Source organism: Ensifer adhaerens (assembly GCF_013283195.1).
GTDB classification, from domain to species: Bacteria; Pseudomonadota; Alphaproteobacteria; order Rhizobiales; family Rhizobiaceae; genus Ensifer; species Ensifer adhaerens_G.
The window spans coordinates 110,349-122,978 of record NZ_JABEKT010000001.1 but is presented as its reverse complement, the minus strand read 5'-3'; the positions used below and the strand labels follow the sequence as shown (position 1 = coordinate 122,978).

Annotated in this window: 11 protein-coding genes; 8 read left to right on the top strand and 3 right to left on the bottom strand. The window is 63.3% G+C overall.

The features are described 5' to 3' along the window. Positions 1–96: 96 nt before the first annotated feature. Complete coding sequence (locus LPJGGPFB_RS00545) at positions 97–1,335, top strand: MFS transporter (protein WP_173418256.1); 1,239 nt, start codon at positions 97–99, stop codon at positions 1,333–1,335. 36 nt (positions 1,336–1,371) lie between these two features. Here LPJGGPFB_RS00545 and LPJGGPFB_RS00540 read toward each other — a convergent pair whose 3' ends face one another. After that, the gene (locus tag LPJGGPFB_RS00540) at positions 1,372–2,451 is read right to left on the bottom strand and encodes a TraB/GumN family protein (protein ID WP_173418255.1); all 1,080 of its coding nucleotides are present in this window, start codon (positions 2,449–2,451) and stop codon (positions 1,372–1,374) included. Between the two features lie 131 nt (positions 2,452–2,582). Continuing rightward, positions 2,583–3,518, bottom strand: a complete 936-nt coding sequence (locus tag LPJGGPFB_RS00535) for a tyrosine recombinase XerC (RefSeq protein ID WP_173418254.1) — start codon at positions 3,516–3,518, stop codon at positions 2,583–2,585. Between the two features lie 134 nt (positions 3,519–3,652). On the opposite strand from LPJGGPFB_RS00535, the gene LPJGGPFB_RS00530 reads away from it, so the two are divergent. Together LPJGGPFB_RS00530 and LPJGGPFB_RS00525 are read left to right on the top strand one after the other, a co-directional pair. Beyond that, on the top strand, positions 3,653–4,576 hold the full coding sequence (locus LPJGGPFB_RS00530; protein ID WP_173420911.1) for a GNAT family N-acetyltransferase: 924 nt from the start codon (positions 3,653–3,655) through the stop codon (positions 4,574–4,576). Between the two features lie 40 nt (positions 4,577–4,616). Continuing rightward, the gene (locus LPJGGPFB_RS00525) at positions 4,617–5,753 is read left to right on the top strand and encodes an AAA family ATPase (protein WP_173418253.1); all 1,137 of its coding nucleotides are present in this window, start codon (positions 4,617–4,619) and stop codon (positions 5,751–5,753) included. A gap of 49 nt (positions 5,754–5,802) precedes the next feature. Here the strand turns inward: LPJGGPFB_RS00525 and fsa are convergent, their stop codons facing one another. Then, complete coding sequence (gene fsa / locus LPJGGPFB_RS00520; RefSeq protein ID WP_173418252.1) at positions 5,803–6,456, bottom strand: fructose-6-phosphate aldolase; 654 nt, start codon at positions 6,454–6,456, stop codon at positions 5,803–5,805. 178 nt (positions 6,457–6,634) lie between these two features. On the opposite strand from fsa, the gene LPJGGPFB_RS00515 reads away from it, so the two are divergent. The 5 genes from LPJGGPFB_RS00515 to LPJGGPFB_RS00495 all read left to right on the top strand — a co-directional run bounded on the left by LPJGGPFB_RS00515 (position 6,635) and on the right by LPJGGPFB_RS00495 (position 12,619). Continuing rightward, positions 6,635–8,839, top strand: a complete 2,205-nt coding sequence (locus LPJGGPFB_RS00515; RefSeq protein WP_173418251.1) for a primosomal protein N' — start codon at positions 6,635–6,637, stop codon at positions 8,837–8,839. A gap of 131 nt (positions 8,840–8,970) precedes the next feature. Continuing rightward, entirely contained in the window at positions 8,971–9,357 is a 387-nt protein-coding gene (locus tag LPJGGPFB_RS00510) for an AGROH133_08824 family phage infection protein (protein ID WP_173418250.1), read from the top strand. Positions 9,358–9,614: 257 nt separating this feature from the next. Continuing rightward, positions 9,615–10,181, top strand: a complete 567-nt coding sequence (locus tag LPJGGPFB_RS00505) for a F0F1 ATP synthase subunit delta (protein ID WP_173418249.1) — start codon at positions 9,615–9,617, stop codon at positions 10,179–10,181. Further along, positions 10,181–11,710, top strand: coding sequence for a F0F1 ATP synthase subunit alpha (atpA, locus tag LPJGGPFB_RS00500; RefSeq protein ID WP_057255020.1), 1,530 nt, complete (start codon positions 10,181–10,183; stop codon positions 11,708–11,710). The genes LPJGGPFB_RS00505 and atpA overlap by 1 nt, the downstream gene beginning before the upstream one ends. A 27-nt stretch (positions 11,711–11,737) precedes the next feature. Continuing rightward, entirely contained in the window at positions 11,738–12,619 is an 882-nt protein-coding gene (locus LPJGGPFB_RS00495) for a F0F1 ATP synthase subunit gamma (protein WP_173418248.1), read from the top strand. Positions 12,620–12,630 lie beyond the last annotated feature (11 nt).

Sequence of the window (12,630 nt, the reverse complement as noted above, 5' to 3'; positions counted from 1 at the left end):
CGTATGTTAATTGACATGCGAAGCGTATGTGAGTATCTGTCGCATACATCGCGTATGTCAATACTGGCGCCGGTCACGGCGCTGGCTGGAGTTTTCATGGCAAACCCTTATGGACAGATCTTCGCTGTTCCCGGCACGATCGGCTTCACGCTTGCGGGCATGATTTCGCGCCTGCCACTGTCGATGATGGCGATCGGCATCATCACCATGCTGGCCCAGGCGCGCGGGTCCTATGGTCTCGCCGGCGGCGTCGCGGCAGTCTTCACGCTGGCCTTGGCCCTCGTGGCGCCGCAGGTTTCACGGCTTGTCGATCGGTTTGGCCAGGGTCGCGTCCTGCCGATTGCTGCTGCGCTCAGCATCCTTGGCACCGCGGGTCTGCTGATCGCAACCCATTGGAAAGCGCCGGATTGGACGCTGTTCGCCTTCGCGCTCGTCGCCGGTTCCGCGCCCAGCATGTCGGCCATGACCCGGGCGCGATGGAGCGAGATCTACCGCGGTCGTCCCGAACTGAAGACGGCCTTCTCACTGGAATCGGTGTTCGATGAAGTGTGTTTCATCGTCGGTCCGCCCATTGCGGTGGGTCTCAGCGTCGGGTTGTTCCCGGAGGCAGGCCCCCTTGCCGCAGCGGTGTTTCTCGGGATCGGCGTTGCCGCTTTCGTCCTGCAAAAAGGCACCGAGCCGCCGGTGCGGCCGCCCGAAACCATCGTCACGGGTTCAGCGCTTCGTTATCCCGCCTTGCATGTTCTGATCCTGGCGCTTGCCGGCATGGGCGTGATCGTCGGCACGATCGATGTGGTCAGCGTCGCCTTTGCCGAAGCGGAAGGCCAGCCGGCTGCAGCGAGCGTGGTACTTTCCCTCTACGCGCTCGGCTCCTGCATCGCCGGCCTCACCTTCGGTGCCGTCAGGATCGGCTTGCCGCTGCCGAAGCTCTTTCTGATCGGCGCGGGGATGACGGCCGCCAGCACCTTGCCCTTGTTGCTTGTCGGTGGCGTCACCAGCCTTGCCGCCATGATGTTCCTGTCCGGCGTGTTCTTCGCGCCGACGATGATCGTCGCTTTGAGCATGGGGGAGATGGTGGTGCCGCCGGCCAAGCTGACCGAAGGGCTGACCTGGCTGACGACGGGCCTTGGGATCGGGGTTGCCGCGGGTGCGGCCGCAGCCGGCGCGGTGGTGGCGCGCTTCGAGGTGCAGGCCGGCTTTGTCATCGGCGTTGCAGCTGGTGCCCTGATCCTTGTCGCGGCACTCTCCGGCTATCGTCGTCTGTCGAGGATCGAGGCTGCGCATGCCGTGGAGACAGACGTCGTGGCGGATTCTTGCACCGGCGTCGGCGCCTGAGATCGATGGCCGGCAGGCACTGCCGGCCAACCTGCCTCAGTTGGCGCGGGTGACGGAGAAACCCTGGCGCTTGAGCAGTTCGACCAGGCCTTCGTCGCCGGCAAGATGCAGGGCGCCGACCGCCATGAAGGCGTTGCCGCGGCCGAGGATCGGCTCGGCGCGGGTCGCCATCGTCTTGTTGCGGTCGATGATGATGCGCTGTTCGAAGTCGGCGTAGCTGGCGTCCTCGCTGGCCACATCCTCGGACACGGCCTTCATCATCGGCATGATCATGCCGGTGTCGCCGGAAAGGTAGAGATCGGTGGTGGTGGCAAGCACGTCGTCGATGGTCTTGCCGAGCGCCAATGTCTCGATGAGGGCGCGCAGGTGCAGTTCCGTCGGCAGCGAATCCATCGCGGCCAGCTGTTCCACAAGGCTTTCAAGCCCCTTCAGCGTCTTGCCCTGGCTGACGGCGTCTTCGGCGAGCTTCTTGTCGAGGAACGACGCGCCGGCTGCCTTGCGGGTCATCTCGCAGGCCGGCAGCGCCACGAAGCTCGCAATCATCCACGGCTTCATTTTGGCGACCAGCGTCAGCGGGATGCCGCGCGCCTTGAGGCCCTGTTCGAGCTGCGCGCGCTCGTCTGCATCGAGGAAATCGTTGATGGTCTTGTTGTCGGCAAACATGGTGAGGTCCGGGCGCATCAGGATCGCGGCGGCCGACTTCTTTTCGTCGATGATCTCGTCGGATTCGACGATGACGGTCGTGGCCGTGGCAAAGGCTTCCGAAGCGCCTTCGGGCATAGCGAGCACGCGCGGGTCGGTCACGTGCATGGTGCCGAGCAGCCAGGAAGGCGCGATGCCGTCCTTCTCGATCTTCCAGAAAATGCCTTTGCCATTGGGGATGGCGTCCGCTTCCGCCTTCAGCCTGGCGAGTTTCGCGGGATCGGTTTTCTCGAAGCCGGCAAGGAGGTTCGTGCCGCCACAGACGGTGTCCGTTGCCGCCGCAGCATCCGAGACCGAAACGATCGCCGCAATGAGGCTTGCCGCGAGCAGCAGATGGATGAGCGCGATCAGCCAGAGGGCGATATCGGCAGCCCTGGCCGCGAGCTGACGGACGGGCTTGGCGATCGAATACATGATCACTTCCTAATTATATGCCGAGTTCTGCGGACCCTACGCTTCGTCGGTCACGGCTTCCTTAATGGACATGGTTAATGCGCGTCTCTGCCCAAATTCAGGCGCGGGCCAAATTCAGTCGCGGGCCAAAATCAGGCACGGGGGTGTGCCCGGTCGTAGATCTCCAGGAGCCGTGTTGAATCGACGCCTGTGTAGACCTGGGTGGTCGACAGGCTGGCATGGCCGAGCAGTTCCTGGATCGTCCTGAGATCGCCGCCGCCGGCAAGCAGATGGGTGGCAAAGGAGTGGCGCAGCGCGTGCGGCGTCGCCGTGTCCGGCAGGCCGAGTGCGCCGCGCAGCTTCTGCATCTCGCGCTGAATGATCGCCGGTTGAAGTTTTGCTCCACGGGTGCCGCGGAACATCGGCTGGTCAGCGCCGGCATGATAGGGGCAAAGCCTGAGATAGGTCGCGACCGCGTCGCGCGCGACGGTCATCAGCGGCACGATGCGAGTCTTGCCGCCCTTGCCCGTGATGCGCAGCGAGGACGGCGTTCCGGCGAAGTCCCCCGGCGTCAGATCCAGCGCTTCTGAAATGCGCAGGCCGCAGCCATAGAGCAGCGTCAGCACGGCGGCGTTGCGCGCGGCCACCCACGGCTCCTCGGCAAGCTGCGCATCCTGCGTCACGACATTGAGCGCCTCACGGTCCGTCAGTGGCTTCGGCAGGGATTTCGGTTGCTTCGGTGAACGGACGGCGGCGGCACCGGCGGCATTGGCAAGGCCGTTGCGTTCGAGATAGCGAAGGAACGAGCGCAAGCCGGCAAGGCCGCGCCCGAGCGTGCGTGCGCCGGCGCCGCCCTTGCGACGCTGGGCGAGGAAACCGCGGAGGTCGGCGGGCCGCAATGTGCTGATGTCGGAAAGACGCGGAGGGCCGGCGAGATGGCCGGTGAGAAATGTCAGGAATTGCCGCGTGTCGCGCTCATAGGCATCGACGGTATTGTCGGACAGGCGACGCTCCTGCAGCAGCCCTTGCAGCCATCGCTGGCGCTCTGCAAGCAGGTCCGGATGGCCGATGACGATGAGCTCGTTCATTGTCGCTTTCCAAGATGGTCGGTCACCGACAATGCCCTTGCGCCTCTTATGTTTTTGCTAACGCACGCTTGGAATCTGTCATCCCTAGATCATATTGAATTGCGATGTTCAGCCGCAAAGAATCGGGTGAGGCCATGGCGGGACGGGCGGCGGTGAACGGGATCGCGCATTATGCTGAAGTGATTGCCCTGGTCTCGCAAGGGCAGCCCGGCCACATCGTCGATACCCTTATTGCCGAGCGTGGCCAACGGATCGTCAGGAACCCGATGTGGCCCGTTATCCGGCCCTTTCTCTACACGCTTCTCAACTATCGAAAGGCGCTGGAATTCGCCGATGCCGTTGCCAACGTGCCGGGGTTTCAGGCTTTCGAACATCTGAGTTCACTCCTATCGCTCGACATGCGCGTCGACCGGCCGGAGCGCATTCCTGACAAGGGCGGGTTCCTGCTGGTCAGCAATCACCCGACCGGCATTGCCGACGGCATCGCCGTCTTCGATCTCCTCAAAGACCGGCGGCCGGACATGATGTTCTTTGCCAACCGCGATGCGATCCGCGTCAATCCGCGCTTCGTCGAGATGGTCATCCCGGTGGAATGGCGCGAGGAGCACAAGAGCAAGCTGAAGGCCCGCGAAACGCTGGAGGTCACCAACCGGGCGATCGGTGATGGCAAGGCGACGGTGCTGTTTCCTTCAGGCCGTATCGCCTACTGGGCCGACGGCCGGCTGAACGAGCGACCCTGGAAGACGTCGGCTGTCGGGTTCGCGCGCAAATACGGCCTTCCGATCCTGCCGGTGCACATCAGCGCACGCAATTCCGGCCTGTTCTACTGGTTTGCCAAGTGGTCGACCGAGCTGCGTGACATGACGGTGTTTCACGAGCTGCTCAACAAGAAGGGCGACCTCTTCGATTTCCGCATCGGCAATCTCATCGCGCCCGAGGCTCTTGATGGTGACGCAGTCGAGGTGACGAAGGCCCTGGAACGGCACACGGTGTCTGATCTGGCACGCGACGCCGATGCCGCGTTTCGGCCGGTGGCACGCGCGTCCGTCGCCGCCTGATCCCTTCATGTCACTGAGGGAATAGGCTAAAGCAACAGCCATGCTGCTTCGCTCGATGTTTGCCGAAAATTACCGCTCCCTGAAGTCGATCCGCATGGATCTGACCGGCGTCAACCTGTTCATCGGCGAGAACGGGGTGGGCAAGTCCAACCTCTACCGGGCGCTGCAACTGGTGCAGGCCGCCGTGCGCGGCAGCCTTGCCCATGAGATCGCCGGGGAAGGGGGCATGTCCTCGGCGCTCTGGAGCGGCCGCAGGCGCGCCGACAAGCCGGCGCGTATCCGGCTTGAGACGGAGCTGATGGATGAGGAGCGCGCCATCACCTTCCGCTACCGGATCGAGGCGGGATTGCGCCCACCGCTCGCTTCGGCAGGTTTCGCCTTCGAACCGCAGGTCAAGGAGGAGGAGCTGAGCGTCGAGACCGGGCGGCGGCCGGTGACGATGATGAAACGCTCCGGTCCCGGCATCTTCGTGCGCGGCGAGCGCGGACGCATGGAAGACTATCCCGAACAGGCGCTGCAATCGGAGACGGCGATCGCGCTCTTGGGCGATGCCGGGCATTATCCCGAGATCGGCACCTTCCGCCGGGCCGTCCATCAATGGCGGTTCTTTCACGGCTTTCGCACCGATCGCGATTCGCCGCTGCGGCTGCCGTGCCTGGCGGTCACGGCGCCGATGCTCGACGAGGACGGCACCAACATGGCCGCGGTATTTGCGACGCTGCGGCACACGCGGCAAGATACGGTCGACCTCGATCGCGCCATCGCCGATGCGTTCGGCGGGGCTCATCTCGAGGTTCCCGATCCCGGCCAGTTCGCCGAGTTCTCACTGGTTTTCCCGGACTTCCCGCAGCGGCCGTTTTCGGCGCGCGAGCTGTCCGATGGGCAGATGCGGTTCCTGGCGCTGGCCGCTGCGCTGTTGTCCTATCGTCGCCCGCCCTTCATTGCGCTCAACGAGCCGGAAACCAGCCTGCATCCGGATATGTTGCCGGCCCTCGCCGACATGATCGCCAGTGCTGCGCGCGACAGCCAGATCTGGATCGTCACCCATTCCGAGCGCTTGGCCGAGGCCATCCGCGAGCGCTGCGGCGTCCGCGCACGCCGGGTGATCCGCAAGGACAGCGCCACCTGGATCGACGGCATGCGGCTGACCGGCCTGATGGACGACGATGACGCATAAAAAAGGCCCCGCATCGCTGCGGAGCCCTCGAATGTCTATCGCGGAAAAATCAGGCGATCTTCTGGCCGGTCTTCGCCCAGTCGGCGAGGAAGGTTTCGAGGCCCTTGTCGGTCAGCGGGTGCTTGACCAGTGCCTTCAGCGTCGCCGGCGGCGCGGTGATGACGTCAGCGCCGATGAGGGCGGCTTCCTTGACGTGGTTCACGGTGCGGATCGAGGCCGCGAGGATTTCGGTCTCGAAGCCGTAGTTGTCGAAGATGTGGCGGATTTCGCGGATCAGGTCCATGCCGTCGAACGCGATGTCGTCGAGGCGGCCGACGAAGGGCGAAACGAAGGTCGCGCCGGCCTTGGCGGCGAGCAGTGCCTGGTTGGCCGAGAAGCACAGCGTCACGTTGGTCTGGTGACCGTCCGACGTCAGCGCCTTGCAAGCCTTGAGGCCGTCGAGAGTCAGCGGCAGCTTGATGCAGATGTTGTCGGCGATCTTCGACAGAACGGCCGCTTCCTTCATCATCTCGGCATATTCGGTCGCGGTCACTTCGGCCGAAACCGGGCCTTCGACGATGCCGCAGATTTCCTTGGTGACTTCGGTGATGTCACGGCCCGACTTGAGGATCAGCGAAGGGTTGGTGGTCACGCCGTCGAGGAGGCCGAGATCGTTCAGCTCGCGGATTTCCTTGACGTCGGCGGTATCAACGAAAAATTTCATGGGGTCACTCCCTTGGGGCACGATTGCCGTTCGGGCGCATATCTACCGGGAGGAATTCCTTTGGCAGAGATCGCGCGCGTTGAAACTCTGGTGGAACCGTGAGAAACCCTGCGCCGGCAAGGCTGCGGTTCGCAGCGCAGTTTTCTTTAACCGAAACACGTGGCAAGGTCACGGCAAAATGACTCGCGATTCAACCGATTTATTCGGGCCTGTTTCCGCCCGTCGCGTCGTTCCAGTTCTGGTGCCGATGCCGGCGTCGAAGGCCTATTCCTACGCGGTGCCGGATGGCATGGCGGTCGAGCCCGGCTCGATCGTTCAGGTGCCGCTCGGCCCCCGCCTGGTCGTGGGCGTCGTCTGGGATGGCGACGACGACAGCAGCGTCGATCCGAAGAAGCTGAAGTCGATCGCGAAGGTCTTCGACTGCCCGCCTTTGACGCCCGACATGCGCACATTCCTCGACTGGGTCGCGACCTACACGGTGACGCCACCGGGGCTGGTCGCGCGCATGGCGCTGCGTGCTCCCGCCGCCTTCGATCCTGAACCGATGGTGGAGGCACTGCGGCTGACCGACATGCGGCCGGAGCGCATGACGACGGCGCGCGAGCGTGTGATTGCGGCTGCCGGCGACGGTTTTGCCTGGACTCGCTCAGGCCTGGCGCACGCGGCCGGCGCCTCGTCGAGCGTCATCGACGGTCTCGCCCAGCAGGGCGTGTTCGAGACCGTGTTCATGACGCCGCCGCCCGTGGTGGCGCTGCCCGATCCCGAGTTCACCGCCCCCAGGCTCGAAGGGCCGCAGAAGGATGCGGCCGCCGATCTTTTGGCTGCCGTCGAACAGGGCGGGTTTTCGGTCTCGCTGATCGACGGCATCACCGGCTCGGGCAAGACCGAGGTCTATTTCGAGGCGATTGCGGCGACGCTTCGCGCCGGCAAGCAGGTGTTGATCCTGCTTCCCGAAATCGCCTTGACCGCGAGCTTCCTCGAGCGCTTCCAGGACCGCTTCGGCTCCAAGCCGGCCGAATGGCACTCGGACCTTGCGCCCAGAACGCGCGAAAAAGTCTGGCGGCAGGTGACGATGGGCACGGTGCGCGTGGTCGCCGGCGCCCGCTCGGCGTTGTTTCTCCCCTTCGAGGAACTGGGTCTCATCATCGTCGATGAGGAACACGACCCGGCCTACAAGCAGGAGGACCGGGTGTTCTACAATGCCCGCGACATGGCGGTCGTGCGCGGGCGCATTACCGGCTTTCCGGTCGTTCTGGTTTCGGCGACGCCTTCGGTCGAAAGCCGGGTCAATGGCGAGGTCGGGCGCTACAAGCCGATCCATCTGCCCACACGTTTTGGCGATGCGGCGCTGCCGCGGCTCGGCGTCGTCGACATGCGCCAGCACCCGCCGGCCCGCGGCGGGTTCCTTTCGCCTGTGCTCATCAACCAGATCGGCAAGGCGGTCGAGCGTGGCGAGCAGGCGCTGTTGTTTCTCAACCGGCGCGGTTATGCGCCGCTGACGCTCTGCCGCGTCTGTGGTCATCGCTTCCAGTGCCCGGATTGTTCGAGCTGGCTGGTCGAGCATCGCTTCCGCGGCCAGATCCAGTGCCACCATTGCGGCTATGCGGAAAAGACACCCGAGGCCTGTCCGGAATGCGGCACCTTCGATCACCTCGTTGCCTGCGGCCCGGGGGTCGAACGCATCGCCGAAGAAGTGGAGCGCCATTTTCCGGAGGCCCGCACGATCGTGCTTTCCTCCGACCTGATGGGCGTCAAGCGGCTGCGGCTGGAGCTGGAGGCGATTGCGCGCGGCGAAGCCGATATCGTCATCGGCACGCAGCTCGTCGCCAAGGGCCACAATTTCCCGCTGATGACGCTGGTCGGCATCATCGACGCGGATCTCGGGCTTGCCAATGGCGATCCGCGCGCGGCCGAGCGCACGTTCCAGCTGTTGTCGCAGGTGACCGGACGTGCCGGCCGAACCGGCCTGAAGAGCCTCGGCCTGTTGCAGACCTACCAGCCGCAGCACCCGGTGATGCAGGCGATCGTCTCGGGCGACGCCGATGCCTTCTACGACCGCGAGATCGCCGAGCGCGAGAAGGCGCTGCTGCCGCCGTTCGGCCGGCTGGCGTCGTTGATCGTGTCGGCCGACACCCGTCAAGATGCCGAGACACACGCCCGCGGACTTCGCAGTGCCGCGCCGCGTACGGACGGCATTTCGATCCTCGGCCCGGCCGAGGCGCCACTGGCTTTGATCCGCGGACGTCACCGCTTCCGGCTCCTGGTGCACGGGCGGCGCAACAGCGACATGCAGGCCTTCGTCAAGGCGATGATTGCGGCAGGCCCGAAGGAGCGCGGCTCGATCAGCGTCCAGCTCGATATCGATCCCCAGAGTTTCCTGTAATCGCGGTGGTTAACGAAACGTGGACGATTCACAACCGCTGCGACTTGCGCTAGAGGTCTGAGACGCGTCGCGCCAAGGCAAGGACCTCACGGCGAGGCGATCGAGATCGGCGCTCATCTGCGGGAACGGGCATGGAGTTCTACATTCCGACGGAAACCGGCGAGTTTCTCGCCTTCTGTGCGGCGGCGGCAGCGGCGCTGATCGGCGTCGTCATGCTGTTTGCGCCGCGCCTTACCTTTCGCGCCGTTGGCATCGGTATTACCGAGGGTCGCCGCGGGGGGCTCGCCGAGGCGCGTTCGACCATGGGCGGCATGCATGCCGGCCTTGGCCTTGCCGCCATCCTGCTCGCGCAGCCGATGGTCTATCTCGCCGTCGGTGCCGCTTTTGCGCTTGCCGCTTTCGGTCGGATCCTGTCGATGATGAGCGACAACGGCGCCACGCTTTGGAACTGGGTGGCACTTCTCGTGCAGGCCGCCCTTGCCATTCTTCCGCTTGCCTATGTGTTTGGAATGATCTGACTGCCGGCCTCGCGTTTTCGCGATTCACATCCTCAGGAACGAATTTACGGCAAAATTCGGCCAAACCGGGTCGACTTATGCCGCATTCCTGCCGTTCGCGTGTTGCGAGTCCAAACTTCCTATGCTAGACGAACCGCGAATTGCGGGGGAAGTGGGTCGCCAGGCCTCGATAGCCCGCAAATTATTGCAGCAAATTCAGGACGTTAAGTTGACGGCTCGCCGCCACTCCCGTTCTTGGATGAAATTGAGAGAAGCTTGTGCCCGTGGCAGACACATCCCAGCTTATTTCCGGTGTTGCAGAAAGGTATGCGTCCTCGCTTTTTGACCTCGCTCTCGAAGCGGGTTCCGTCGAGGCGGTCGGTGCGGATCTGACCCGCGTCCAGGCCCTGATCGACGGCAGCGATGACCTGAAGCGGCTGATCGTAAGCCCCGTCTTTTCTGCTGACGACCAGTTCAAGGCCATTTCGGCGATTGTCGCCAAGGCCGGTATTTCTGGTCTCGTCGGTAACTTCCTCAAGGTTGTTGCGCGCAATCGCCGCCTGTTTACGCTGCCAGGCATGATCAAGGCCTTCCGCCTGATCGCCGCGCGTCACCGGGGTGAAATTTCTGCCGATGTTACGTCGGCCCATGCGCTCACCGCAGCGCAGGAAAACGAATTGAAGGCGACGCTCAAGAGCGTCACCGGCAAAGACGTGGCGGTCAACGTCACCGTCGACCCGTCTATTCTTGGAGGTCTGATCGTCAAGGTTGGGTCCCGCCAGATTGACACTTCCCTTCGCACCAAACTCTCTACCCTTAAGCTTGCACTGAAAGAGGTCGGCTGATGGATATCCGCGCCGCGGAAATTTCCGCAATTCTTAAAGATCAGATCAAAAATTTCGGCCAGGAAGCAGAAGTCTCCGAAGTCGGTCAGGTGCTTTCCGTCGGTGACGGTATTGCCCGCGTCTACGGCCTCGACAATGTTCAGGCAGGCGAGATGGTCGAATTCCCGGGTGGAATTCGAGGCATGGCGCTGAACCTCGAAGCCGACAATGTCGGCGTCGTTATTTTCGGTTCGGACCGTGACATCAAGGAAGGCGACACCGTTAAGCGGACCGGCGCCATCGTGGACGTTCCGGTTGGCCCGGAACTGCTCGGCCGCGTCGTCGACGCGCTCGGCAACCCGATCGACGGCAAGGGCCCGATCAACGCCAAGCAGCGCTCGCGCGTTGACGTCAAGGCTCCTGGTATCATTCCGCGCAAGTCGGTGCATGAGCCGATGTCGACCGGCCTCAAGGCCATCGACGCCCTCATCCCGGTTGGCCGTGGCCAGCGCGAGCTCGTCATCGGCGACCGCCAGACCGGCAAGACCGCGATCATCCTCGACACGATCCTCAACCAGAAGGCCATTCACGACAATGGTCCGGAAGGTGACAAGCTGTATTGCGTCTACGTCGCAATCGGCCAGAAGCGTTCGACGGTTGCCCAGTTCGTGAAGGTTTTGGAAGAGCGTGGCGCTCTGCAGTACTCGATCATCGTTGCTGCTACCGCATCCGACCCGGCTCCGATGCAGTACCTCGCACCGTTCGCCGGTTGCGCGATGGGCGAATACTTCCGTGACAACGGCAAGCATGCCCTCATCGGCTACGACGACCTGTCGAAGCAGGCTGTTTCCTACCGTCAGATGTCGCTCCTGCTGCGCCGCCCGCCGGGCCGCGAAGCTTACCCGGGCGACGTTTTCTACCTGCACTCCCGCCTGCTCGAGCGCGCTGCAAAGCTCTCGGACGACAATGGCGCCGGTTCGCTGACGGCTCTGCCGGTCATCGAAACGCAGGGCAACGACGTTTCCGCGTTCATTCCGACCAACGTGATCTCGATCACCGACGGCCAGATCTTCCTTGAAACCGACCTGTTCTACCAGGGCATCCGTCCGGCCGTTAACGTCGGTCTGTCGGTTTCGCGCGTCGGTTCCGCTGCGCAGATCAAGGCGATGAAGCAGGTTGCCGGCTCGATCAAGGGTGAACTCGCTCAGTACCGCGAAATGGCGGCCTTTGCGCAGTTCGGCTCGGACCTCGATGCCGCTACCCAGCGTCTGTTGAACCGCGGTGCACGCCTGACCGAACTCCTGAAGCAGCCGCAGTTCTCGCCGCTGAAGACGGAAGAGCAGGTCGCTGTGATCTTCGCTGGCGTCAACGGTTACCTCGACAAGCTGCCGGTCAACCAGGTTGGCAAGTTCGAGCAGGGCCTGCTTTCGTACATGCGTTCGGAAGGCAAGGACATCCTGGAAACCATCCGCAAGGACAAGGCGATCTCCGACGACGTCAAGGGCAAGCTGAAGGCTGCAATCGACAGCTTCGCCAAGTCTTTCGCCTGAGCGGATTTCATTTAGGACGGATAACGGATGCCTTCACTTAAGGATCTGAAGAACCGGATCGCCTCCGTCAAGGCGACGCAGAAGATTACCAAGGCGATGAAAATGGTCGCCGCGGCGAAGCTTCGGCGTGCGCAGGAGGCGGCCGAGGCCGCCCGGCCTTACTCGCAGCGCATGGCTGCCGTTCTCGCCAACATCGCTCAGGCGGTTGGCGCGGACGACGGTGCACCTGCTCTTATGACGGGCACCGGCAAGGACGACACGCACCTGCTGGTCGTCTGCACGGCTGAACGCGGCCTTTGCGGCGGCTTCAACTCGCAGATCGCCCGCCACGCTCGCGACCACGTTCGCAAGCTGCTTGCCGCTGGCAAGACGGTGAAGATCATCTGCGTCGGCAAGAAGGGCTTCGATATTCTGCGTCGCGAATACGCGTCGCTGATCATCGACCGTGTCGACCTGCGTGAGGTCAAGAAGATCGGCTTCCAGAACGCCGACCAGATTGGCCACAAGGTCATCGCGCTCTTTGAAAAGGGCGAGTTCGATGTCTGCACGCTGTTCTATTCTGAGTTCAAGTCCGTTATCGCCCAGATTCCGACGGCACAGCAGCTGATCCCCGCTTCGGCCGGCCCGGTCGCAGTGGAAGCATCTGATGCTTCGGCCGTCTACGAATATGAGCCGGACGCGGGCGCGATCCTGAGCGATCTCATTCCGCGCAACATTTCCGTGCAGATTTTCCGGGCCTTGCTCGAGAACGTCGCCGGCGAAATGGGCGCAAAGATGAGCGCGATGGACAATGCAACGCGCAATGCTGGTGACATGATCAACAAGCTGACGCTGAGCTACAACCGTCAGCGCCAGGCTCAGATCACCAAGGAACTCATTGAAATCATCTCGGGCGCGGAAGCGCTCTAAGGTTACGAGAA